General features: G+C 68.4%; 22 protein-coding genes and 1 pseudogene. 6 read left to right on the forward strand and 17 right to left on the reverse strand.

The features are described from left to right. Positions 1–259: 259 nt before the first annotated feature. Complete coding sequence (locus AB0M95_RS26980; RefSeq protein WP_363770080.1) at positions 260–847, forward strand: hypothetical protein; 588 nt, start codon at positions 260–262, stop codon at positions 845–847. Positions 848–1,112: 265 nt separating this feature from the next. Here the strand turns inward: AB0M95_RS26980 and AB0M95_RS26985 are convergent, their stop codons facing one another. The 12 genes and pseudogenes from AB0M95_RS26985 to AB0M95_RS27040 all read right to left on the reverse strand — a co-directional run. Next, positions 1,113–2,429 carry a transposase gene (locus AB0M95_RS26985; RefSeq protein WP_363770083.1) on the reverse strand — a complete coding sequence of 439 codons (1,317 nt, stop codon included), beginning with the start codon at positions 2,427–2,429 and terminating at the stop codon, positions 1,113–1,115. Positions 2,430–2,849: 420 nt separating this feature from the next. Continuing rightward, the gene (locus AB0M95_RS26990) at positions 2,850–3,962 is read right to left on the reverse strand and encodes a hypothetical protein (RefSeq protein ID WP_363770086.1); all 1,113 of its coding nucleotides are present in this window, start codon (positions 3,960–3,962) and stop codon (positions 2,850–2,852) included. Between the two features lie 133 nt (positions 3,963–4,095). Then, on the reverse strand, positions 4,096–4,407 hold the full coding sequence (locus AB0M95_RS26995; RefSeq protein ID WP_363770089.1) for a hypothetical protein: 312 nt from the start codon (positions 4,405–4,407) through the stop codon (positions 4,096–4,098). 747 nt (positions 4,408–5,154) lie between these two features. Beyond that, positions 5,155–6,006, reverse strand: coding sequence for a hypothetical protein (locus AB0M95_RS27000; protein WP_363770092.1), 852 nt, complete (start codon positions 6,004–6,006; stop codon positions 5,155–5,157). A gap of 146 nt (positions 6,007–6,152) precedes the next feature. After that, positions 6,153–6,374 carry a hypothetical protein gene (locus AB0M95_RS27005; RefSeq protein WP_363770095.1) on the reverse strand — a complete coding sequence of 74 codons (222 nt, stop codon included), beginning with the start codon at positions 6,372–6,374 and terminating at the stop codon, positions 6,153–6,155. Positions 6,375–6,806: 432 nt separating this feature from the next. Beyond that, a complete protein-coding gene (locus AB0M95_RS27010) occupies positions 6,807–7,136 on the reverse strand; it encodes a phosphotransferase (protein ID WP_363770097.1) in 330 nt (109 codons plus the stop codon). A 45-nt stretch (positions 7,137–7,181) separates the two neighbouring features. Beyond that, positions 7,182–7,604: a hypothetical protein gene (locus AB0M95_RS27015; RefSeq protein WP_363770100.1), complete on the reverse strand. Its 423-nt coding sequence runs from the start codon at positions 7,602–7,604 to the stop codon at positions 7,182–7,184. A gap of 9 nt (positions 7,605–7,613) precedes the next feature. Next, positions 7,614–8,090, reverse strand: coding sequence for a hypothetical protein (locus AB0M95_RS27020; protein WP_363770103.1), 477 nt, complete (start codon positions 8,088–8,090; stop codon positions 7,614–7,616). Positions 8,091–8,182: 92 nt separating this feature from the next. Beyond that, entirely contained in the window at positions 8,183–8,515 is a 333-nt protein-coding gene (locus AB0M95_RS27025) for a hypothetical protein (protein ID WP_363770106.1), read from the reverse strand. A 179-nt stretch (positions 8,516–8,694) separates the two neighbouring features. Further along, complete coding sequence (locus AB0M95_RS27030) at positions 8,695–8,907, reverse strand: hypothetical protein (RefSeq protein ID WP_363770109.1); 213 nt, start codon at positions 8,905–8,907, stop codon at positions 8,695–8,697. A gap of 104 nt (positions 8,908–9,011) precedes the next feature. After that, a complete protein-coding gene (locus tag AB0M95_RS27035) occupies positions 9,012–9,776 on the reverse strand; it encodes a hypothetical protein (RefSeq protein ID WP_363770286.1) in 765 nt (254 codons plus the stop codon). A gap of 289 nt (positions 9,777–10,065) precedes the next feature. Continuing rightward, positions 10,066–10,218 (reverse strand): annotated as a pseudogene (locus AB0M95_RS27040) (helix-turn-helix domain-containing protein); the annotation flags it as partial. 229 nt (positions 10,219–10,447) lie between these two features. Between AB0M95_RS27040 and AB0M95_RS27045 the strand changes: the two are divergent. Next, a complete protein-coding gene (locus AB0M95_RS27045) occupies positions 10,448–10,717 on the forward strand; it encodes a hypothetical protein (protein ID WP_363770112.1) in 270 nt (89 codons plus the stop codon). Between the two features lie 84 nt (positions 10,718–10,801). Here the strand turns inward: AB0M95_RS27045 and AB0M95_RS27050 are convergent, their stop codons facing one another. From AB0M95_RS27050 to AB0M95_RS27060, 3 genes are all read right to left on the reverse strand, one after another. Then, positions 10,802–11,059 carry a hypothetical protein gene (locus AB0M95_RS27050; protein ID WP_363770114.1) on the reverse strand — a complete coding sequence of 86 codons (258 nt, stop codon included), beginning with the start codon at positions 11,057–11,059 and terminating at the stop codon, positions 10,802–10,804. After that, positions 11,043–12,818, reverse strand: coding sequence for an RHS repeat-associated core domain-containing protein (locus tag AB0M95_RS27055; RefSeq protein WP_363770117.1), 1,776 nt, complete (start codon positions 12,816–12,818; stop codon positions 11,043–11,045). Before AB0M95_RS27055 ends, AB0M95_RS27050 begins: the two co-directional genes overlap by 17 nt. 92 nt (positions 12,819–12,910) lie before the next feature. Next, positions 12,911–17,122, reverse strand: coding sequence for a DUF6531 domain-containing protein (locus AB0M95_RS27060; RefSeq protein WP_363770119.1), 4,212 nt, complete (start codon positions 17,120–17,122; stop codon positions 12,911–12,913). A gap of 727 nt (positions 17,123–17,849) precedes the next feature. Here AB0M95_RS27060 and AB0M95_RS27065 point away from each other — a divergent pair. Then, positions 17,850–18,317: a hypothetical protein gene (locus tag AB0M95_RS27065; RefSeq protein WP_363770122.1), complete on the forward strand. Its 468-nt coding sequence runs from the start codon at positions 17,850–17,852 to the stop codon at positions 18,315–18,317. Between the two features lie 383 nt (positions 18,318–18,700). On the opposite strand, the gene AB0M95_RS27070 is transcribed toward AB0M95_RS27065, so the two are convergent. Continuing rightward, positions 18,701–20,305: an LCP family protein gene (locus tag AB0M95_RS27070; RefSeq protein WP_363770125.1), complete on the reverse strand. Its 1,605-nt coding sequence runs from the start codon at positions 20,303–20,305 to the stop codon at positions 18,701–18,703. Between the two features lie 227 nt (positions 20,306–20,532). After that, positions 20,533–21,486 (reverse strand): neutral zinc metallopeptidase, encoded by a 954-nt coding sequence (locus tag AB0M95_RS27075; RefSeq protein ID WP_363770128.1) that lies wholly within the window; start codon positions 21,484–21,486, stop codon positions 20,533–20,535. Between the two features lie 165 nt (positions 21,487–21,651). Between AB0M95_RS27075 and AB0M95_RS27080 the strand changes: the two genes are divergently transcribed. The 3 genes from AB0M95_RS27080 (at position 21,652) to folP (ending at position 24,167) form a co-directional block, all read left to right on the forward strand. Beyond that, on the forward strand, positions 21,652–21,915 hold the full coding sequence (locus tag AB0M95_RS27080; protein ID WP_363770131.1) for a hypothetical protein: 264 nt from the start codon (positions 21,652–21,654) through the stop codon (positions 21,913–21,915). Between the two features lie 384 nt (positions 21,916–22,299). Continuing rightward, positions 22,300–23,169 carry a LysR family transcriptional regulator gene (locus AB0M95_RS27085; RefSeq protein WP_363770134.1) on the forward strand — a complete coding sequence of 290 codons (870 nt, stop codon included), beginning with the start codon at positions 22,300–22,302 and terminating at the stop codon, positions 23,167–23,169. A gap of 158 nt (positions 23,170–23,327) precedes the next feature. Continuing rightward, positions 23,328–24,167 (forward strand): dihydropteroate synthase, encoded by an 840-nt coding sequence (gene folP / locus AB0M95_RS27090; protein ID WP_363770137.1) that lies wholly within the window; start codon positions 23,328–23,330, stop codon positions 24,165–24,167. The last annotated feature ends 36 nt before the right edge of the window (positions 24,168–24,203 follow it).

Consider the following 24,203-nt stretch of genomic DNA (forward strand, 5'->3'; position numbering starts at 1 on the left):
AAGATCAGCGACGACGAGAAGAAGACTTCTCCCCGTAATTCCCCGATCTGTCGATCATCCCAATAGCCCGATTGCCTTCACCGCTTGGGATCAAGCCCTGCTTCGTCCCACTGATCCAATAGGTAACGACTGGATCGCCCTCCACCGGTACTCCTCGTGGCACCGAGACAACTCAAGCCGTACGCGACTCTCTCCTCGTGAACGCGATCTCTTTCTTCTTCAATTCTCCTGGCTCGTGCCGAAGGGGAGCGGGCAGGCCGTGTACGAATACCTGGTCGAAAATCGGCTTGAGGGACGCTGGATGAACGATTATCATAAGGAGAAGCGTCAATACCTCGGGGAAGACGGATGGGCGCCGATCGTCGCCAAGCCTCGTGATCCAGATACTCCATCTCGACTTAGCGAAGTGGGTTTGGAAACCCGGCCAGCGATCGAGGAATACCTGTGGGAAGGGAACATCCTTGACTGTTCGATCGATGAAGGCCTGAACTTCTACACCCTCACGCATGAACTCGCCGGCCCGGCTCGATGGAAGGGCGATCGAACCGACTGGGTCGACGAAGACCACGTTGTCTGTCGCGCGGTGACCGTTCCGGACGCGGCTGGACGTGACCACAGTGTGCTGATCGCGGACCCGGCATGGCTGGAGCGGCGCCTTGCAGACCTTGACATGGAACTGGTCATCGGCACCCTTGGGGAGAAGAAAGCAGCCGCTGAGGACGACGATGATGACCGTGCGATGTCATGGTCCGACATCACTTATGCAGGACTCCTGGTTCCCGGCCGGCCGCTTCAGGTGACGGGACCCTTCGTCAATGTTCAACGGATTGTTGAAGAGTCTCCATAAGTCGCGGTGGCTCGATCGGACTTGGAATGGCTTAGGAGCTGGTAGTCAAGACTCGAAATTCGATTCGACCTACATTGATCTTCCGCCCATGGGGACCTGTGCGTCATTGACCGAGCTGGTGTTCATGGCGCTGGGCCTGCTGCGCAGGTGGCGGCTTGAGGTGCCCTGATCCTTCCGGACACGGACCAAGTAGGGTTACGGTCGGTCCAGAAGGAAGAGTACGTGGGTAAAAATCTCGCATCTATTCCCCCCTCGAGTTTGGCCGTTATCCCATTGCGTAAGCCCAGGTCAGCGCCTCGTCCTCGATTTTCGTGGGGTCGGCCTGCGAGGGCGGGGTCGCGGAAAATCGGGCGGCGATGATCGTGCGGCGGAGCAGGGCGAGCATGTCGTCGAAGCTGGGCTGGGTCTTGGTGCGGTACCAGGGGGAGCGGCGGCGGTGCTCGGCCACCACGTCGGTGGTGGCGTGGGCGTGACGGGCGTACCAGACGATGACCAGGCTGTAGGCGATCACCCCCAAGGGCAGGGTGCGCTCCACCGCCTTTTCGGTGCGGTTGCGGGCCTGACCCACGCCGAGCAGATGCCGTGCCTCCAAGAACGCCTGCTCGATGCTCCACCGCCATGAGTAGCGGATCATCAGCTGCTCGGCCGGGGTGTGCAGGTCGGTGGTCACCAGCGCCAGATCGAAGGCTTTCTCAGAGTCGATGGCGCGGACCCAGATGACACGAACCGGGCGGGCACCGAAGCTGCCGTACCACAGGCACCGCAGCTCGCTAATGCGCAGAGTGCGCTGCTTGTCGTACAGGCGCAGGGTGTGGATCTTCCACGAGCGGCAGGCGGCGAGCTCGGCGACCTGGCCGAGCCGCTCTCCCTTGGTGCGGGGACGGCCTCGTCGTTTGCCGTCCCGTTCGGGTGCCAGGTTGTACAGGACGGCGTTGCGCGGGATCCGGCAGGTCCACGACACGCCCTCGGGCAGGGTGTGCAGGGGTTTGCCGTGGTAGGCGGCGTCGGCGACCACGTGAATCGGACGGTCACCGGCCGCGGCCGCCTGCAGCGTGGTCAGCTCGGCGGCGATGGCGGCCTTGCCCGGCCCGTCCTTGACGTACAGTCGCGCGAGCACCGGCAGGCACATCGCGCGGGGCAGGAACGGCAGATGGACGACGATCCTGAGCGTAACGAAGCAGTTCCCCCGGCTGGTCTTGGTCGTGCCGGTGGCCGAACCGTTGTATTGCCAGAACGCGCCGTGCACCTTCTTGCCACTGCGGCGGGTGACGTTGTCGTCAATCGCCACGACCACGGGTGCGCCGGTCTCGGCGAGGGCGGCGAGGATTAGGCGGGCGAGCACCATGCCGACGTGGTCGGTGCACCAGACCGCGCGGGAGAAGAAGCGGTGCGCACGTTCGTGCCTCCACGCGAGGTTCATGCCGGCGCCGATCAGCATCCCGGTCACTGTGCGAAACCGGGTGCAGGCCGCCAAACCCGTGGTCAGAGCGCAGAACACCGGGAAAGTGGATGATGAGAAACAGCGTCGGAACTCTGCTGGCAGGACTTGCCAGGTTGCCGGTAGGGCCGGTTCCGGAGACATCGGCGGACGCCCCTCCACGGAGACGGTGTGATCAGAACCGCCGATGTTTCCTCATGTCAGAGCACCCTCAAGAGCGAATGATCAGACTATGGGCCGCTCTTGACCGCTCACTCAGCCCGCCACCTTCACGCCACGACCGACTCATGCGCCCGTCTACGCTCCAAGATCACGAAAATGGCCGAAGTCGAGATAAGAAGCACCCGGCCATCGGGCGGCCTCATACGAGGTCGCCCGGCCGAGGACCGAACTTCTCTACCGTGTGTCCCGTCTGAGCCTGACACAGAGGGGTGACATAGCGAATGAAAAGCTCTGGGATGCTCACGATGGCAGCGAACGAGGCCAGAAACTTGAGCGCTATCTCCTGAACATCAACAATCTGCTCGGGGATCGCTGGTAGCCACTCACTTTGAGCGCTCGCCTTCACGCATACCGCTGGCGGCTGGTCGAGTTGGCCCGCGCTGCGGCGATCGCCTGGCACGTCGCGCACGTGGCGGGCGGCCGCCGACAGGCGATGGTGTGCGCGCGGCACAGCGCGCACGACGGCAGCCCGTCACCGGCCCGGGGGGCGGTGCCGCCCGGATTCCCGTGCGGGCATACCGGGGCTCTGGGCTCCAGCGGCGTGACGTTCGCATGCCCGTCACCGCCGGGCTCCTCGAGATCCGGCTGACGGTCGGGAGTGGCGTCGGAGATCGCCTCGGCAACGGTCCGGTCCCGGCCCTGCCGAGGCGCGGCCACCACTGCGGCGGCCGGGCGCTGCTCGGCCTCGCTGGCGTCCATGACGGCCGCCACGACGTCGGCCAGGTCGCCCTCAGCCATGCCCGCCATGTACGGCACGAGGTTGCCGATCGGCCGGGCCGCGCGGCGCCGCACCTCTCTGATCACGTGCGCGGCCTCGGAGTCCGTCAGTCGAAACCAGGCGTGGAGCCGACGCGCGGCTTCGCGATCTTGCGCTGACTGACTGATCTTCTTCTCCTGTTCTTCTCCCTGATCTTCTAGTTGCGCGCGGGTTTCCCGCGAGTCGGTCTGACCTGCGGTGCTGCTCCGTTCTGCCTGGTCGGCCCGTGTCGCGGATTCCCCGCGAGTCGGCGCGGCCTGCGGCTTCAGGGCGTTTCGGCCGGTCGAACCGACTCGCGGGTTTCCCGCGTCCGGTGACGTCTCGGCCTTGGCGAATCGGCCCTGGTCAGACCGTCTCGCGGTTTTCCCGCGCGTCGGCTCGTCGCCCGAGGGGAGCTCGGGCTGCTGCGGCACGTCGTACAGGACGCTGCGCGTGGTGAGCTTGCCGTCCGGGCCCCGCACGCGCTGGCGCACCAGGTACCCGAATCGGCGCAGCTCGGCGAGCTGGCGGCGCACGGCGTCGCGGCCGTCGGCGCTGTGCTGGGCGAGGAATTCCTCATCGCTACGGAACCCGTCGGCGTGGCTGAGCATCTGCACGGCCAGGCCCCGGGCGCCGTTGCTGAGGCGCGGATCACGGGCCAGGGTGTGCGGGACTTTCGTCCAGCCGCCGGGGTCGCTGTCGCGGATGGTGATGGTCAACGCGCACACACCATGGGGGTGCGCGACTTGCTGGGCATGCTGAAGACCCCCGTGTTCAGGGCAGCTTGAGATGGCGCCGCGGCGTGGTGCGGGCGCCTGTGGGTGTTAGGGATTCGTCAGGAAATCGAAGGGGTCAGCCGGCGTCTTCGGCGTTGCCGGCGGCGTCCTTCTCGTCTCGGGCGACCTTGGCCCAGCGGCCGGTCGCTTCGCCCTGGATGATCTGGCGGATGCGGGAGAAGTGCAGCGGATGCCCCTCGCGCCCGAAGCGCTCGCCGATCTCCTTGTAGGTCTGGCCCTGGGCCCTCAGCTCGCGTGCGGCGGCCTGTCGGATCTGTGCGACCTCGGTGTTCAGCGCCTTGACGTGTTCGAGGGCTTCGGTCGCCATTGCGCCGCGCTCGCCGGGATCTTGGATCGCTTGGAGGTCTTCAATCAGTTTGCGCAGCACAGCGGCGGGCCTCCTCATGTCGGTCAGTCTAGAGGCCACCGCGCAAATCAGCCGTAGTCCATAAGAGGTAACCTCTTGTATTGCATGATAGGTTACCTCTAATGCTTGGTCGTGAGCAACCAGCAAGAAGGAGCGCCGAGATGAACCTCATACGCCGGATCACCCGCCTCGTCCTCCCGCGTGTCAGGCATGGACTCGAGCAGTTCCGCGGGCTCCGTGAGGCCCATCTCGTCGAGACGACCCGGCGCCAGCCCTCGCGCCGACGCCCGAGGCCGACACGGCCTCGATCCCCGAGGTGGCCGACATGCAGGATGCCGCCCGCCTGTATGAGCAGACGCGACGCCGGGTGGGGCCGCTGCTTGGCCGTCGACGAGTTCGGCGTAGGTGGTGGCGGTGTACTCGGTGCCGCGCTCGTAGCAGCGGGCGCCGGCGAAGACACCGTCGTCCAGGACCTCTCGGAGCTCGCTGAAGTCGCAGTGGCTCTGCACCGGCGCTGCCGCCGCCTGCTTGGCGAAACCATACCGGCCCCGCGCCGCCTCGACGGCGTGGCATGCGGCTTCGAGGTCGGCGTCGGCTCCAGACAGCTCCAAGAAGACCTCTGCGTGCCCGGCGGCCGCCCTAGAGTTCGGGCAGACCGTGGATCTTGCTGGTGACCGTGGTGGACGAGTGGTGCGGCTCTCCGCCGGCCAGCGGAGAGCCGCACCACTCTGAAGATTCTGCCGTGTGCGCTGTCACCCGCCGACTAGATCAAGTCTTTCGCATCGACCAGGCGGCCTCAGCCTTGATGACCAACAAGAATGTGTCATTCGGCATCAGTACCTCGCCGTTGTAGCGGCCGATCTCGTTGATCAGCAGTTCCTTGCCGTCATCGCCGTGGTAGGCGTACACTACGAAGTTCGAGGTGCCGGTGTGACGTACACGCATACTGACCAGGCCGCCATAGGGCGGATCGATGTGGACGACGTCGTCGCCATCTCCCTTCAGGGCAACGCCCTTGGAGGTTCGGGCGAGCGCCAGGGGGCGCAGCACGACAGTCCATGCACCGTCGGCTGTGATCTTGAATGCAGAGGTCTGCGTGCCAGCATCTACGTTGTAGACGACCGTGCCCTCGTAGTGGCCAATGGTGTTGACCAAAAGGTCTTGTTGCTCGCCGTCCTGGGTGACGGTGGAGATGACGAAATTAGAGCCGCCGCGGTGCGTGATGGTCGCCAGGCCAGGCTTCTCGGTCGGCTTGATCTTCAGGACTTTGGCGCCAAAACCCCTGTAGGTCTTGGGTTTGGTCAAAGGGCTAGGGCTAGGGCTGGGGGTGGGCGACTCGGTTTCGGCCGTCGGCTCAGCCGCTGCGGCGTCGCTGGAGCCCTGTGCGCCAGGTGAAGAAGCTGCCTGCGCAGTGGTGATGTCCTTGTGGGGGGCTGTCGTGGCGATGTTGGCGACCACTGCCATGCAGCCGACGAGGAGTACCAGGGGGAGTCCGAGGATCAAGAGCCAGAAGGGAGCGCTGCGGCGCTTCTTCGGCGGCGGATATGGCGGGTAAGGGGGATAGGGCGCGTACGACGGATGGGGCGGTTGCGGGGGTGGTCCGCCGTACTGCTGTGACATCGCTGCCTCCTGCGTCGGGACGGGACGGCAGAAAGACGCGCTCGAGAATGGATCGGTTGGCGAGCTATGCCCAACGGGTCGGCTTACATCGCTGAGCCAATGGCGTGATGTGGCGGCGCACGGGGCCCTGCCGTGGGAAGTACTTCTCACGCACCCGTGCGCCCCCCTGACCCGCCCGGCCGCGGCTGCAGCCAGGCGGGAGCTCCTACCGGGTTGCGGCGCACCCTTCGCGCGGCCGCGCGGGTCCTGCGTCGGCTGCGCTCCTTCAGCCACGCCGTCATATGCCCGGACTCGCACCACCAGGCGAGCGTGAGCATCCCCCACACCGCCAGGACGATCGCGATGTCTTTCAGGTTGACTTCGGGCATGCGTGTCTCCGTTCGGACGAGGGATGAAGCGCGGCGGCGCGCCCCGACACCCGGCTAGGGAGAGGTGCACGCCGCCGCGCCATGCCCGCCGCACGGCACCCTGCGAGGTCGGTCCCGCCAGCGGGGGTCTGGCCGAGCTTCACCACGAACTCAGCGAGGCGGAACTGGTTCCCGGGGGCTCCTCGGGAGGTCGTGATCGTCACGCTCACGCCGTACCGGTGAACGGCGACGCTCGCCCCGCCCGGCCGCACATCCACCGGCATGCCGAGCGCATCGGCCCACTGCGCGACGATCTGCACTTGCCTGGCGGGGTTCTGCTGGACCGGGACCGCCCGGACACCGGTCTGCTTGCTGCGGCAGACCGGGGTGCTCGCGTTCGAGGCCGGTCATCACGTCGGTCCAGCCCCGGCCGCGCCGCCGCGCGCGGCGAGGTCAGGGACGGCGCCATTCGGCCCATGCTCGTGTCGCATCCGCCATCCGCCGGGCCCACGGGAAGGGCTTGTCGATGATGAACCGCGCCCAGAACGCGGCGTTGACGTCGGCGAACAGGTTCAGCGCGGCGCCGTCCGCGGACTGCCAGGCAGGGAACCGGCTCAGCCATCCCTCGGCCATGGCAGGACTGTGCCCGGCTTGCAAGAGCCAAGGGAACAGAAGGGCCTGTTCGATCCAGGCGGCTCCCCGGGTGGCGTGCCCCCAGTCGATGACGTACACCTGGCCGGTGTCGGTGAGGAGCAGGTTGCCGGCTTTGAGGTCGGCGTGCACCAGGTGGTCACCGGCCAGCGGGGACAGGTCGGGGTTGAGGCCTTCTCAGCGGCGCTCCACGCGCAACGTCATGTAGGCCGGGGCCGGTGTCGCGTGCAGCTGCTCGACCACCTTCGCCAGGTGCTCCAGGTCCGGGGAACGGGGCGAGTAGTCCGGCTGACGGCCGTCGATGTGCTCCAAGCCGAGCACCAGCCACCCCCCGGCCTCTACCTGCCAGAGAAGCCGGGGGGCCAGGTGCTGCACGTGCGCGCTGATCCGAGCTTCGCGGCGTAGCGACCACACCTCCGGCCGGGCCGGTTCGATCTGGACGCCCTTGATGAACACGGGCCCGGTTTCGGTCCACAGGGTGGCGGTGATGTCGGAGTGCTCGCCCGCGTCGGCGGGTTTGCTCGCCGTCACCTGCCCAGTGTGCCCTTCGATCAGGGCCCGCACCTCGGCCGGTAGGTTGTTCCAGTCGCTACGTCGCATCTGCCGGCCTCAGTTCAGTTCGGCGACGCGGTAGTCGCAGTTGTCGGTGGACCCGCAGGAGGCGTCGGCCTGCCACATCGCCTCGTTCACCGGGTACCCGGCCGCGCGGATGGCCTGGACGGTGTGGGGCACCGACTTCCACCCCAGGGTGGTGCCGGGTAGGACGGGCAGGTGGTGGATGAACTTGCCGCCGGTGAGCTTGGAGCAGAACTGGTGGTACTCGTCGGTGAAAGCCAGGAAGGCGTGCCAGCCGGGGTCGACCGCCTTGGAGGGGCTGAGCTTGGCGGCGTCTTCGTCGTCGGTGTCCTGCGCGGCGATGGTCGCGAGGAAGGCGAGCGCCTGCTCGACCACGAGCTCAGCGTAGAAGGTGGCGACCGGCATGTCCTCCTGGACACGCGCCACGAGCTTGGCGAACAGTTCGGGTGCGACGAGCTCGCGGGGGTCCTCGAGCTTCTCGGTCGTGGGGGTTTCCTGGGCGAGGGTCATGTACGTCCTCCTTGTGGATGGATGGTTCGTGCTGCCCGACCGGTCCCGTGAAGGGACTGCACCCGGCCGGGGGTCTGGGGGATGGCGGGCCGTCAGCGGGCCCGGCCGAGCAAGATCCGTTCCCACAGCCGTCCGGCGTCGGGGTACAGCATCGGCTCGGTCTCGGTTACCTCGGGCTGCGCCAGGACGTGACGGCGACGCTCGCATCGCACCCATGCCCGGCCGCCGCCGACCACGAGGAAGTACATGACGAGCCTGCACGCGCAGGTCCAGCGCAGTTCCCGCGCCCGGTCGACGTGCGCCGTGTAGGGCTGCCACCGGAGCCGCTCGGCCCTCGGGTGGGCATGGGCGGGGACGTGCGGGCCGTGGTCGGCGTACCCCTCGGTGGCGCTGAGCATGGTCTGGTGCATCACTGCGGCCGCCACGTTCGGTGATCCTCGCTCATTCGGATAACCAGGGCGGACAGCTCCAGCGCGTTCCAGTCTTCGCCCTTGGCCTCGCGGCCGCTCCTGGTGCGGGCCGCCCGCAGCATGCCGTCCTCGCCGCGGACGGGCCGCTCGAACTCCGGAAGCTCCCCCCGGCGCGGCCAGTGCGGCCGGCGCGGTCACTGCGCACCGGCCAGGGCCGCGCGTGCTTCCTGCTCGGCGATCGCCCGCGCCAGGGCGATCTCGTCATCGCCGTCAACCGTGCGCTCGACCCCGGTCCCGGCCACCGAGCGCGGCCAGGGCCGTTCACGGGTCGCCCACCAGCGACCGGTGTTGGAGCGGAACGCCCGCCATCCGGGCGGGACTGCCTCATGTGCGGAGCCGTACACCATCGATGTGTCTCCGTGCTCGTCATCACGTTCGGTTACCTGATGAGCACAGTAAGGAGAACTGAGGGCGTCAATGCGCACAACATGTGCGCATCACTGGGCTTGACTCAGCTCAATGCCATGCGATCCTGAAGCACCCTGAGCGGCTCAGGGAGCGTCCGGTAATGGTCGAGCAACCGGGCCGTGGACTCCCTGGCCATCGGGTGGTAACGGGTCATCTGGGGCGCGATCTTGTCGGCGTTCACCAGGCGCCTCAAAGCCTTGTCGAAGGCACCCACAGACACCAGGGCACGACTCATATCGATCTCGTGGTGTGCGTGCCGCTCCGGCGGCAGCCCCGAGGGCGTCTTCTGCCACCGCGTCGTCATCTGTGCGTCTCGCCGGATCGCGTCGTCGAAGTCCTCCAACTCCACCGCGACCGCCGCGCCGTGCACCTCGACGTTGGCCAGGTTGAACTGCAGCGCGTAGAAGTCCTGCGCGCGCTTGGGCAGCCGCTGTGCCACTTCAGCCGCGGCACCGTAGTGCTCCCACGCCGCGCCGGCGTCGCCGTCCCGTGCCGACAGCATCGCAGCGCGCAGTTGCAGCGCGCCGGATACGACCCGCGCCTCGGTCGTGTCAGCGTCCATGCGCTCCCCGGCTCGGCGGACCATGGTCAGGCCCGGCTTCCACGCGCCGGCGGTCATCATGAGCAGCGCGCGGGACAGTTGCACAAGCCGAGGCAAGTTCGGATCGTCGGAGCGGGCCGCTGCCCGCTCGATGCCGAACGCGGCCAGGTCGTTGTAACCGAGACGTCGCGCCAGCGCGGCGGCTACCGCTTGGGTGGCGTTCAGCAGCCGCCACGACCGTGGGGTGTCCCGGTCGTAGGCGTGCACCGACAGTTCGGCCAGTACGGCGGGTAGACGTGCTCCCGACCTGGATGTGTCGCGCGGCAAGCGACAGCTTGCGCAGGGAGGCCACCTCGGCGGCGAGGTCGTCGAGTGGGCGGAGCGGGGTGTCCAGCTCGGGTGGAACGTCGATGTAAGAGAGCGCTCGGCGGACCTCAGGGATGTGAGCGTGTACCCGGTCGGCGTGCGCAGTCTCACCCCGGTAGGGCTGCCCGTACAGCTCGGCGGGATCCAGGTTCAGAGCGGAGGCCACGGCGGCGACGAGCGAAGGGCTGGCCGGTTTGCGGCCCCCCTCTACCTGTTGTATGAGGCTGCGGGAGACGAACGCCAGATCCGCCAGGCCCTGTTGCGTGAGGCCGGCGCGACGGCGCTTGTGACGGATTCGTCGCCCGATGTCTTCTGGGCCGATGCTCGTGCTACGGTCGTCCATAGAGCCCTGACCTTCCCTGAAACCTCGACAGCTTCAGTCAGGCTACGGCGCAGGGCTTTCTTCTTGCCACGATTCCCAGCCCGGGGCTCAAACCGGCCTCCCCCCAGCGCAGAGGCAGTCACGTCATGGTGACCCTTCCTGGGGTGCGTGCGCGCCCTTCGTGTCAGCCCCGGCGGTTCTGGTAGCTCAGCTGCTCGGCCATCGTCCGGGGTGAGGAGTCCTGCGGCGGGTGATAGTTCTCGATGTGTACCGGTGTGGTCTTCCGCATCTCGTCGACCGCCTTGACGACCTGGGCGAGCTGTCCCGCGATGTCACCGAAGCTGCCAGCCGCCTCGCCGACGCCACGGTCGCCTTCGGCGAGAACCTGCTGGGCGCGATCCTCGGCGGCTGCCTGGAGTACCTCAGCCTGATCATCGGCTACGAGGGCCTGCTGGTCGTCGTCGACCTCCTGTACCTCGGCGCCTTCGCCCTCCTACCCCGCACGGCAAGGGCTCTATAGGGTTTTGGTCTCGGTAGCCCTGCGCTGGCTTCCCATCGCAGGGTTGACGGTAGGCGTCCTACCGCGATCCGAGATCAAGCCTCCCTATTCGTACAATGTGGCTGCGGCCAGCATTTCGCCGATGAGCCTCCATGAGGGCTGCTCGGGCTCAGTCAATCCCTGGTTCCTGAAATAGCCGTTCATCCCGCTGAGCCAACCCGCCAGTCCGTCAAGGAATCGTGGAAGAGTATTGTTCTCCCACTCCTCGTCCTCTGTTGAGGACGCGACATCGGCCATCGCCGCCACAAAAGCGGCTAGATCCGCCCTGGTGTTGATTTTATCTGCCTCAGTCGCAAGGTCCATGCCATTCATCACCTCTGATCTGAATACCTCTGCCGTCTGTCTCGGTCGTAAACTTCTTGCGCCATTCCTTTCTTGTCTCTGCTGGCGTGGCCATTCTGTATGGGACGGACTCTATGCCTGCCTTCTGATACGCGACAAGACGCCTATTGTCCAATGTGTAAAGGTTGCCGTTACGCTCGACGAGTCGGATTGGATCAAGGTCGGTGGGGCTTAGTGCGCCACTTGCAAGTGCGCTTGCCGTCTCCTCGATCGAATGGCCGGATTTGAATAGGCGACTTACGCTGTTCTGTGTGAATCGGACACTATTAGGATTAATATTACCAGGCTCATCGCCCGTGGGGTCGGGGGTGCAGTTACCTGCCGGGGGATTGCGCGGTGGATTAGCGCCGGTGCCGCCGGGTTGGGGGTTGGCGGGGGTGGGGTTTTCCACGGTGGGGTTGACGGGGGCGGCCTGGCCGGGGGCCGGTTCTTGCACGCTGCAGGCGGCCATGCTGAACGCGCTGGTGGCACAGCCGCCGCCGGCGGGTAGCGGCTTGGGAAGGCAAGAGGCCACCGTGCCGCCGTCCCCGCATGGCCGGTCGGGTGATGCCTCGCCGTTGCTGCTGAGGGTGAGCGGGTAGACGGGCGGGGGGCTGCCGCCCTCGGGGGTGGTGGAGGTGTTCAGGTTGACGGTCGCGGTCCTGGTGATGGTCCAGGAGTGGGTCCAGGCGATCAGGCGGTCGGCGCTGCGCTCGGTGGCTCCGTCGTGATACGTGGTGATCGTGTACTGGTAGGTCCGCGACCAGTCGTCGACCCGGTCGTATATGTAGTTCGCGTCGTAGTAATGGGTGCTACTGGTCTCGTACGTCGTGTACTGGTAGCTGGTGACGACGGGAGGGGGCGGTGGTTTCGGGGTCTCCACGGTGGGGCCGCCGGAAACAGGTGTGGAACTTCCTGTGGGCTGTGCCTGCTTTCCGCCGTTTTGCCCCTTGCTGCCGGCGCCATTCGTGCCTTGCTTCGGGCCGGACCCTGTCCCGCCTGTCGGTGTTTTGTCGCCTTTCGGTGTTTTGTCGCCTGTCGGCGTTGATCCCTTGGGGGTCTTGCTCCCGCCTTGTGGGGTGGCTTGCTCGGTGACTTGAGGTTTTGTCTGAGGCTGTGCTGGGGCGGCCACAGGGGCGAGCGAGCCGTCTGGTTGACGGCTGAAGTAATAGACGAGCGCTCCTGCCGAGACCACCAGAACGGCGCCGACAACGACGAGTCCGCACACCACGGAGGCGAAGCAGGCCTCGACGGCGATGCCGGCGGCCGTTCGGGCGATGGCCGCGCCGACCTGCCGGGCGGCGCTCAGGAGGAAGGTCCGGACGGCCTGGGACGCGGCGATGGCCCAGAGCCGGGTGCCGAGCCACCAGGTATAGCGTGCCGTCGCGGCGATCGTTTCTTGCGCCGCGCTGATGGCGGCGCCGGCGGCTCTGAGCGCCGCAGCCGCGCTTCTGAGGTGATTCGCCACCGTGCCGAACAGCGACTCGAGGAGATGGCCGGTGGGGTCCGTCATGGAGAGTGGGTTCGCCCCGCCGTAACCGTAGGTGTTGGCGCCGGCGGCAGGTGCGACGGGGACGGAGGCGCTGTCGCGGGAAGCGAAGGTGCCGGTCTCCGGTGTGTACCAGCGGGCATGCATGTCGACGCGGCCCGTGGCCGGATCGGTCCATTCCCCCTGGTAGCCCAGGGCCTGGCCATTGGCGGGACGGGTGGTCGTGGGCGCGCCGTAAGGGTCGTAGCCCATGAGGGTGGGCTGGCCGGAGCCCGAGCCGGCGGGGTAGGTGGCGACGACGTCGCCGTGGTTGTCGGTGACGTACGCCGAGGCGGTGCCGCCGCTCAGCGGCGCGGTCGCGAGCGGCTCGCCGGAGAGCCCGCGCAGGTAGCGGTTCCCGGCTGGGTCTCGGTGAGCAGACGGCCCAGCGTGTCGTAGGTCCGGAGCAGTTCCAGGCCCCCGGGTGACAGCGCGCGCGTCATGTTGCCAAGGTCGTCGTAGAAGTACTTGGTCGAGTACCGCAGCACGTCGGAACCGGCCTGGCGGTCTACGTCGGTCGAGACCGACTGCCGGTCGAGGTCGTCCCACTGCCATTCCTGGGACGCGCCCGACTGGTCGGTCGCCCCGACCATGTTCCCCAGGTCGTCGTAGCGCATCCGGGTGGAGCGCCGAGTGCTCTCTCCGGGAAGCAGCGGGTCGATCTTCTGGTAAAGGCGGCCGAGCTTGTCGTACCGGTAGCTGACGGTGGTGCCGCGCAGGTCCGTCTCTTCCAGGACGTTACCGAGCTTGTCATAGGCCCAGGTGCCGGTCGGCCGCACCGTGCCCCCATCCGGAGCCGGTTGTGGGGGCCCGAGGTACCGGACGCGGCGTCCTTCGATGTCGAAGGTCGATTCCGCGACGTTGCCGCGCGGGTCCTTGGAGTGGGTGACCTCGCCGAACGTGTTGTACCCGGTCACCGCCTGCGGCCGGGCGTTGGCGGTTGCCTTCCCGAACTCGTCGATGGGGACCGTCGGCGCGATGGCGGTGACCTGACGCCCGAGCGCGTCATAGGTGTATTCCGTCCTGTTGCCCCGTGCGTCCGACGATGAGTTGACCAGCCCCCAGTCGTCGTAGGAGACACGCGTGGTCAGGTCGGTGTCCCCGTTCTCGACGGTCTCGAAAATCGGCAGGCCGCGGGCGTCGTACCCGTAGCGGGTCTCCTCCGTCCTGCCGCCGCCGTCCGACACTCGCCGGGTCGTGAGGTTGCCGAGGCCGTCGTAGACGAGATCGGTTGTCCGCCGGAGGCCGCCGGGATCCTCGACGATCTTCAGTGGCCGGGACAGGCCATCGAAGGTCGTGGTGGTGACGCGGGTGCCGAACTCCGTGGTCTTCACCACGTTGCCGGCCCGGTCGTAGTCGTAGTCGACGATCGGCAGGTCCCTGCGTGAGCCGTTCGGATTGTGGAAGCCGAGCAGCGTCACCTTGTCCAGGCGGTCGCTGGGCAGGTAGTGGTAGCGGCGGGTCCTGCCGAGCGCGTCGGTGTTCTCGACCATTCGGCCGCCGAGGTCGTAGGCGTACTGGCCGATGTACACGTCCCGAGGCGTGCTGCCCGCGACGGGATCATCGACGAGGTTCTTCAGTACCACGGAAGTGACCTGGTCGGCCGCGTTGTAGGCCATCTGGGTGACGGTGCCCGACTGGTCGGTCGCCTTGGTCAGGTTCCCGGCGTCGTCGTACTCGTAGGTGGCCGTTCCGCCGCCCGGGTAGGTGATGGTGCGCATCCGGCTGGAGGCGTCGTAGGTGTACGTCGTGATCCGGTCGGGATCGTCCCCGGCGACGTCGGAGATCTTGGTCGAGGTCAGCCGGTACATCTGGTCGTAGGTGTAGTCGGTCTGAAGCTGGTGGTCGACGCCCGTGACCTGGTTGCGGACGCGGGGCTGTGTCTCCCGGACCAGATTGCCCACCACGTCGTAGCCGTAGGTGGTGGTCACGGGACCCGTCACCGCGTCCCCGTATTCGGTCCTGCCGCTCAGCCGGCCAGAGTCGTCGTAGTCGTACACCGTGCGCCGGCCGAATCCGGAGGTGGTGTCGGACCGGCGCTCCTGGGTCTGGCGCAACTGCCCGCGGGAGTCGTAGCTATATTCGAGGTCGGTCCTCCCCGGGGCGATCACCCGGCGCACCAGTCCGTGAGGCACCACCCCGCCGCCGTAGGCAGACTCGTCGCCGACGGTGTAGTAGTACTGGGTCCAGGCCCTCTGGCCGCCGGTATCGGGGGGAGCCCACCGGGCGGTGAGCTGGCCGAAGGCGTCGTACTCGAAAGTTGTCCGGTACGCGGGCGAGGATCCGCCGCCGCGTGGATCCGTCATCGAGGTCAGCTGGTCGAACCGTGGGTCCTCGGGATTGGAACTGCCGTACTCGTAGGCCGTGTACTCCAGCGACTCCGATCCGTCCCCCGCGTAGACCGACCTGCCGACCAGCCTGCCGAAGGCGTCATAAGCGGTGTGCAGGACGTTGCCGTTCTCGTCGGCGGCGCCGCTGAGATTGCCGGTGGGCCCGTCGGCGCCCGGCCAGTACAGCCAGTACCGCGATCCCCCGTTCTCGCCGTCTCGCTGGACGAGGTGATAGACGCTGTCGAAGTGCCACGTCGCCCGACCCCCGCGTGGGTTGGTGACCAGCACCTGCCTCGGCAGGGGACTGCCGCCGACACTCGTGTAGGTGAACTGCCAGCGTCCCTCGTGGCCGTCGCTGACGAGCGAGACCCGCCCGGAGGAGTTGTAGCCGATCACTCTGGTGGGAGTGGAATCGGGCGGCGTCACCCAGCTCAGAAGCGGGCGGGCCCCGGTGGTCGAGTACTCGTACCTGATCCCCGTGGACGTCGGCGGGACCACGGTGTTCAGGTACTGACGTCCCGCGCCGCCCGGGGTGGTGTAGGTGTACTTCCACGCCTGCAGGACGCGTAGGTCCTGTCCAGGAGGCTGGAAGGTCACGTCGACGCGGATCACGTTGCCCGCCGACCAGACGATCCGCAGGCCACGCCCGGTGATCGGGTGCACAATGCGCGTGGGGAGCCCCTGAGACCCGTCGTAGCCGAATGCCCAGACGTCGGTCTCGTTGGATCGGCTGGTGATGGACTGCAGCCGGCCTTCCAGGTCGAATTTGTAGATCACCGGCCCCACGTAGACGAACAGCCAGCCCCCGCAATGGGTTCCGGTCGCGAACACCCGGGTGGCCGTCCCGCTGCCCACCGAGGGCACGAACCGCCCGTTGGGGTCGCATCCGAAGCGTTCCTGCCGGCCGTCGGGGTGGGTGAACAGCACGCCTCCGGCGGGGTCGGGGCTGCGGTCCACCCGCGCGTCCAGCAGCGAACTCCAGCCCACGCCGAACGAGCCGTCGCGATCGTCGAGGCTGTTGTACGTGGGGACTAGCGACATGCCGATCCCGTAGGTGGGCAGCGAGATCTGCGGGGCGGAGGTCACGTAGTTGCCGATGGGCAGGTTCACGTCGGCGACCGACGCCGACCCCGTACCCATGCCGTACCGTTCGGCCTGGTCGGGGTTGGGCACGACGGTGGTGAAGTAGTTCGACACCGACGGCGTGGTGGTGTCCAGCCCATCGGTGATCGTGACGGACCATTCGTATGTGGTGTTCCAGTACAGGCTGTTCAGGGGCGGCACATAGCTGTCGCCGGTCGTCCACGCCGAGGTCTGGCACTGCCCGTTCGTGGGGCCGGTACGAGCGCAGATCTTGTACTGGTACCTGAGCGATCCCGGGTAGGCGTCCGGGTCGTTGCCCGACACCGACAGCGTGGGCCTCGTGGTCTCCACGGAAGCCTCGTTGGCCGGGGCCTTGACGGTGACGTTGGGGAACTGGTTGAAGACGGTGTAAGTCACCACCGGCGAGGCGACACCGTGTTCGGAGAACCAGGTCGCGTCGCCTTCCACTAGATTCCAGGCGATCTTGTATGACTTGCTCTTAGTGGATCCGTCGCCGGGACTCAGCGGTCCCAGATCGGCTGTGAAGTCCAGGGCCGTGTTCGGTGGCACGTCGAGTGGCAGCGGGGTGCGCGCGCCGTCCTTCGTGATCAGGTTGTTCGCGGTGTCGTAGACCCAGTAGCTCAGCTTCACCGGGCCGTCCTGCCAGGTGAAGTCGCTGCGATTCACGACGCGGAAGGCCAGCTTCCCGGCTGCGTTGTTCGTCACCGGCCGATCGGCGAGGAAGGCCCCGGGGTAGTACTCGGCCCCGTAGGTCGCCGCCGACGTCGTCGCGAGGGCGACCTGCGAGGCGGTGGTGATCCGCGGTCCGCCCGCACGGGCGGAGGCCGGGGCGACGCGCGGTGTGGCCGCGCCGGCCTGCGGCTGTGGCGCCGCGCCGTTGATCTCCGGCATCCGGGGCCGTGCCGCCGGGGCCTGATTCGGCGGGGTCGACGAGGACTCCGGCTCGGTGACCGCCTTCGCCACCTCCGCTTTGATGCGCGCGAGTTCCTTACCACGGGCGCTGTCGGCGGGTGGTGACGCGGCCGGGATCGTGCTGGTGGCCCTGGGGTTGGCACGTTCCGGATCGGTATGGCCGACCGACACCACGGGGGGTGCGGCGCCCTCGGTGAACGCGGGCTCGTCGGCCTATGCACGCCTCGCCTGCGGCGGCGCGCCGGAGAGGATGACGGATACCAGGACGACCAGAATCACGCCAAAACGCGTCCGAGCCAACGGACACCCCCAAGGAAACGGCGATGAGCCTAGTGATCGTCGATCTTGGGGTGGCGTGTCTTCAATAGCTGGTGCCGGAATTCACCAGATTTGCGGTGCTTGTCATCTTGTCGTCCGCGGAAATTCGCCGCCGCGGGTCTTGACCCGCAGCCGGACACATCCGCACACGGTGGGGTGGCTCAGAAGCCGCAGGCGTTGGCGAGGGTTTGGCGGTCTGGTCGTTCGGGGTGGGGGTCTTCGAGGGGGTGGGACGGGCCGCCGGGCGAGAACGCGTGGGGGTCGGTGCGGCCGCGGGGGTGCCGGCGGACGGGCTCGCGGTGGCGCCCTGCGCGAGGCCGGACGGCGTGCCGCCGCCTCAGCACGCCCAGTACGCCGGGGCGTTCCGTCGATGAAGCGCACGCAACTGAGAATCTAGAGATCAACAAGTGGGGACTTATAGTTTCTCACCATGAGAAAGCGATCTTCTGTCCTTATCGTCCCAGCCGCGCTCGCCGTACTCGCCGCTCCCGGCGCGGCCTCGGCCGCATCGGGACTTCCGACGGCAGGGGTTTCCTCGGCCTCGTCGGCTTCGCGTACCGCGATCTTCTCCTTCCGGGGCATGAACCTGAAGCTCCCCGTCGGCTGGAAGGTGCACCGCGACGGAGACGAGGTCGTGGTGGCGACCGGAAAGTGCAAGAAGCCGGAACCCTTCGCTCCGAGCTGCCAGGCCTTCTGGGTGTTCGGTCCGACGGCGTACACCAATCTCCCGGTCGGGGGCGGTTCCATCACCTACACGGGCAAGTACCAGTTCCACCCCTTCAGCGGCGTGATTCCCTGCCCGTTCAATGCCAAGAACAGCTGGTACCCCGCCGAGAAGGCCACCTCGACAGGTCTGCGTCAGGTCGGACGGGGCCACAAGGCGAAGTACACCGCCTGGCCCAACCAGTGCGTGACGAACAACGGTGGCCGGCGGACGGCGAGCTTCACCCAGCAGGAGTGGTTCCTGCCCAAGTCGCAGATCCTGGTGGTGGACGTCTGGAACACCCCAGGGCTGTCGAAGGTACTCAAGCGCGCCACCTGGAGCTGACCGTGAGTCGTGTGCCGGACCCCGGCGTCCGGCACACCCCATGCGCCGGGCCGTTCCCAGGTGAACGCCCTGTCGTGACGGCCCAGTGGTCCGGATGCCGGTGGCCGCAGTGAGCAGGCCGGTCTCGTACCCTGCCGCGACCGCGGCCGCCCGGTCGTTCACCTCGGGTTTGGCGAAGATGTGCAGCAGGCGCGTCTTCACCGTCGTCTCGGTGATGAACAGTTTCACGGCGACCTCTCGATTGGTCGCCACAGGCGATGAGCCCGAGCACCTCGAGTTCCCGGCGGCTCAGCATCCGCTGTTCCGGCGTGCGCACCTTCTGCGTCAGCACGCGGGCCACGGAGGGGGACAGCGATCACCGGACCGGCGATGCGATGTCGCGGTCAGAAGCCGCAGGCGTCGGCGAGGGTTTTGGCGGTCTGGTCGTTCGGGGTGGGGGTCTTCGAGGGGGTGGGACGGGCCGCCAGGTGGGAACGCGTCGGGGTCGGTGTGGCCGCGGGGGTGCCGGCGGACGGGCTCGCGGTGGCGCCCTGCGCGACGCCGGACGGCGTGCCGCCGGGAGAGGCCGAGGCGGTGGGGGAGGCAGTGGCGCCGACGGCCACGGTGCGGGCGGCCGCGTTCTCCGACTGCTTGATCGCACGGGCGGTCAGGCGGCGGATCTTCACCCAGTCGGCCGCGCCCGGCCAGATCGTGGGTGGGACGAACTGCAGGCTGGTGGTCCTGGCGTCCTTGACCTTCAGCGCCAGCGGCACCAGGTGCTCCAGCAGGTCGCGCGGGATGTCGGTGCGGAACATGTGCCGCGTCGCGCTGGCGATCTTCCCGAAGTTGGCCAGGACGACACTGGGCGTGGCCTGGTCCAGCAGGGCGCCCATGACGCAGCGCTGGCGTGACATGCGCGAGAAGTCGTCGCTGTCGACGCGCGAGCGGCCGTACCAGAGCACGTGCTCGCCGTCGAGTCTCTGGACGCCGGCCTTGATCGTGCCCGCCGTCCCGAAGTGGCCGCCCCACTTGATGTCCTGCTCGACGCGGATCCTCAGCCCGCCGATCGCGTCGATCAGCGCGGCGAACCCGTACATGTCGACGATCGCGTAGTAGTCGATCTTGAGCCCAAGGGTGTGGCCGATGGCGCTCTTGAGCTCCTGGTGGCCCCTGCCCTTGCCGATGTGGTCCTCGGCGTACTGCCAGACCTCGTTCAGCAGGCCCTGCCCGGAGTCGCCGGTGAAGCCGTTCGGGAACCGCGCGGCCAGCGGGTCGCCCTTGGGGAAGCGGATGTACTGCAGGTTGCGCGGCAGGCTGAACATGACCGCGTTGCCCGTTCTGACGTCGACGCTGGCGACGGTCATGCTGTCGGTCCGTACGCCCGTCCTGTTGCCGGCGGCGTCGCCGCCCACGAGCAGGAAGTTGACGCGGCGGCGGCCGTTCCAGGGGTCCTGCTGTTTGACCGGCGCGACCGTGGTCGAGGGGTCGGGGTCGGAGGGGAAGACGGCGTTGACGGTGTCCCGCGCGGTGACCACGCTGCTCGCCGTCAGGGCGAAGGGCGCCATCACGGTCACGCACAGCACGCCGACCACGATGCCCGAGACCACCTGGCCGCTCTGGGGCAGCCGCTGGGGGCCGAGCGCGACGTAGGAGGTGGCGACCAGCGCGAACCACGCCAGCGCGCCGACGCCGGCGACGACGGTCACCGCGACCAGCGTGCTGTCCTTCACGGCCAGGCCGACGTTCTCCCGCAGGACGAGGGCCAGGACGGCCGCGGTCACCAGGATCAGGCCGAACGCCCCGAGCAGGATGAACCCGGCCCGGCGGCGTCCCGCGCGCAGGTGGGCCGCGCCCGGGACGATCGCCGACAGGCCCGTCCAGCCGATGACGGACGCGGTGCTCGGCGGCTTGGCGAAACGGGGAGGAGCCGTGGCCGCCCGCTTGGGAGCCGGTTCCTCGGGGCCGTCGGCGTCCGCCTCCTCCGAATTGTCGCCAAGCGGCGTCGTCACAAGCGCTCCCCTGACTGGTTCGAATCCGGCCGCCAACCAGGCGAAATGCCATGCTGGCCCGCGCGTACCTGGATTCCAGGATTGTAGCCCCATACCTGGACATCACAGACGCAAGACCAATACTAGGGAATCGCCCGGTAACAAGTGCCTTAAGTGGTGATGTCGCCCGACGGCGGCGGAGCGCCGTAGGGTCGCAACCAGGTCGCTGATGGGCCGCTACCGGGCTGTTACGAGGTCGTGGAGGCGGGGGCCAGCCACGTGTTGCACTGGTACGTCTTGAGGCGCTCGTAGCCTTGCCGGAACCAGCGGCCGCTGTTGGGCGGCGAGCCGTGGTCGCGCGGGTACCCTGGCCAGTCGCCGACATTGGAGAAGAAGTAGTACAGGTTGCTGCGGCGCGCGGGCGTGATCGGGTAGCTCGCGGCGACCGACCGCATCCACAGGCCGCTGAAGCAGTTGGCCTGAAGCTCGTACCTGCGGCTGAGCGCCAGCCTGCCGCTCGTCGTGCGCGAGTCGAGCGTCTTGCGCCACCAGGAGTCCTCCAGCCCGGTCAGGTGCTGGACGTGGTGGCCGTACTCATGGGCGAACATGCCGGTGAAGGCCCCGTGCCAGCTCGACAGCGAGCCGTACCCCCGCTGGTTCCCCTGTCCCCGCGCGATCGCGGACGTGGAGCCGTAGATCGTGCTGTTGCGGGGGCAGTAGTACGGCACGATGCCGCCCTTGTGCGGGAAGTCCCCGCACGCGCCGCGCCCGCCCCGGGCCGTGATCGCGTAGTTCGGCGGCGAGAACGGGATGCCGACCCTGCCCAGCGCGGCGGCCCACGTCCTGTTCATGCACTTCGACGTCGCCAGGATCAGCGCCTTCAGCTGGGCGTTGTCGAAGACGTCGGTGGCCCTCGCGCGGCAGCTCGACTTCGGCAGCGAGCCCACGTTGTAGACCGTGTTGGCGGTCAGCGTGGTGTTGAGGACGGGCCTGGCCGGCGGCGGCGTCCTGTCCGGCCGGGAGCCGGTGCTGCGCGTCGGCAGCGGCTCCACGGGGGCGTTCGTGAAGCGCGGGTCCGGCGTGTACGGCTCGTACGTCGGGATCGCCACGGGGGAGGTCGTGGTGCCGCCGTTCTTGGAGCCCGCGAGCAGCGCCGCGCCGATCACCAGCAGGACGAACACGGTCGCGATCGCGCCCAGCACGCCGCCGACGATCGCCGCGCCGCTCGATCTGCGCTTCGGCGGGCGCCATCCGGGCGTTCCCCAGCCCGGCGGGCCGTACGGCCCCCGCACCGGACCGGGCGGGACCTGCCGTCCGGGCGGCGGGGGCTGCGGGAACGCCCGGCCGCCCTGGGGCGGGGGAGCCTGGTGCCCTCCGTGGCCGGGCTGCGGCGGGTACGGCTGCCGGTACGGCCGCGCCGGGCCCTGCGGGGGAGGCGGCTGCGCGGGGCCCGGGTACGGCGGACGCCCGGGCGCCTGGCCCGGGTACGGCTGCCGCCCCGGGATCGGCGCACCCGGTCCCTGCCCGGGATATTGCCCGGGATACTGGCCCGGGAGCGGCGCGGCGGGACCCTGGCCGGGGTGGCGCCCCGGCGGGTTCTGGCCCGGCTGCGCGGGGCCCGGGTACGGTGAGCGGCCGGGCGGGGCCTGAGGTGGGTAGCCGGGCGGGGGCCGCATCGGCCCCTGCCGCGCGTACGGCTGCCCGGGCGGGGGCGCCGGCGGTGCGCCGCCCTGGGGTGGTCCGTAGGGGTGACGCCCCCCGTGCGACGGTGGTAATGGCTGCCGTCCGTCGCCGCCCCCGTTGGTGGCCATTCCGTGCGCCCCCTTCCCGGTCCTTGATGGACCGAGCCGTTCTCCCCTGTCACCAGTTCCGCAATTCACACCATTTAGGGCAGAACTCTACTCATTTCTCAGCAGTCACGGATGTAGCCGTATATGGTTACATTCTGAAATCATCCAAGGTGATCTCTGCGATGTTCCGGAATCGCCGCGCCCCTCTGCCCTAGCTTCGATTCCATGAATCTGCAGCAGCTCCGTTATGTGGTCGCCACTGCGGAGCACCGCACCATGACCGACGCGGCCAGGTCGTTGTACATCGCCCAGCCCGCCCTTTCCCGCGCCATTCGCGACTTGGAACGCGAACTGGGCATGACCCTTTTCGCGCGTTCGGGCCGGGGAGTGGTGGTGACCGCGCAGGGCCGTCGCGTCGTGAAACTCGCCAAGGAAGCGCTCGAGGCCGTGTCCGAAATCGAGGCGCTGGCCACGCACACGCATTCGGGGGGTGGCGAGCTGCGCATAGCCTCGCCGCCGACCCTGGAGCCCGGCCTCGCGGGACGCCTCCTGCCCGCCTACGTCGCCGACCATCCGGGCGTGCGCGTGCAAATCGTTCGCTCGGACGGCCGGGACGGCGTCGTGCACGCCATCCGCGAGCAGCGCGCCGACCTCGGGCTGACCGACCTGCCGGTTCCGGCCGACCTGGTCAGCCATCCGCTGGAGCGCCAGGAGATCGTGCTGATATCCCCGCCTGGGCTCGACCTGCCGGACACGGTGCCGATGATCCGCCTCAACGGCATGCGCCTCATCCTGCCCCCGCCGGGCAGCGCGCGGCGCCGGGAGTTCGACCAGCTGTTCGCCACCTACGGCGTACGGCCGGTCGTCGCCGCCGAGACCGACGAGCGCGGCGCCTGGCCCTCGCTGGTGCGCACCGCCTCGGCGTCCTTGCTGTGGTACCGGGGGACCGCCGAGCAGGCCGTCAAGGCGGGGCTGGTGGTCCGCTCCCTCGACCCGCCGCTGCGCAGGATCGTCGCGCTCGTGCACGCGCGCAGGCGCCTGCCCGCCGTGGCCCAGGATTTCCTCACGCTGGCCGAGAAGGGGCGTGCGATCTGAGTGGTTTTGGAGCGTTCCCGGCGGGTGGGAGCGCTTTCCGGTGGAGCCGTTCTTCCCCACGGCGATCCCGGCACACAGACCCGCACACAGAGCCTCACACGGACCCGGCACACAGGCCCGGCACACGCGTCCGGCACGGCGGGCGTACGCTGGCGCCGATGCATACTTTGCGCCTGCGTGACCGCGAGTTCCGCCCAGGCGACTTCGCCGTCATGGCCGTCGTCAACCGCACCCCCGACTCCTTCTACGACCGGGGCAGGACGTACGGCTTCGACGCCGCACTCGCCGCCGTGGACGCCGCCGTCCGCGCCGGAGCCGACATCGTCGACATCGGCGGCGTGAAGGCGGGTCCCGGCGACGCGGTGGACGCCGCCGAGGAGATCCGCAGGGTCGCCGACCTGGTGGCCGCCGTGCGCGAGGCCCACCCGCGTCTGGTGATCAGCGTGGACACCTTCCGCGCCGAGGTCGCCGAAATCGTGGCTCAGGCGGGAGCCGACCTGCTGAACGACACCTGGGGCGGGCCCGACCCCGGCCTCGCCGGCGTCGCCGCCAAGCACGGCATCGGCCTGGTGTGCGCGCACGCCGGGGGCGTCACCCCGAGGACGCGACCGCACCGCATCGCCTACGACGACGTGGTGGCCGGCGTCCTCTCCCACACCGTCGGGCTGGCCGAGCGAGCCGTGCGCGCCGGGGTGCGCGAGGACGCGATCCTCATCGACCCGGCCCACGACTTCGGCAAGAACACCCGCCAGTCCCTGGAGGTCGGCCGCAGGCTCGGCGAACTGGTCGCCACAGGATGGCCCGTGCTGGTCGCCGTCTCCAACAAGGACTTCGTAGGGGAGACGCTCGGCGGCCTACCCGTCGAGGAGCGCCACGCCGGCACGCTGGCCACGCTCGCCGTCCACGCGTGGCAGGGGGCGCGGGTCTTCCGCGTCCACGACCCCGCCGCGGCCGTGACGGCCCTCGCCGAGGTCGAACGCCTCCGGGCCGGTCGTTAGCCGCGCCCTGTTAGTCACGATGGGCGCGGCCCCGCC

Source organism: Sphaerisporangium sp. NPDC051017, assembly GCF_040683095.1.
Classification (GTDB): domain Bacteria; phylum Actinomycetota; class Actinomycetes; order Streptosporangiales; family Streptosporangiaceae; genus Sphaerisporangium.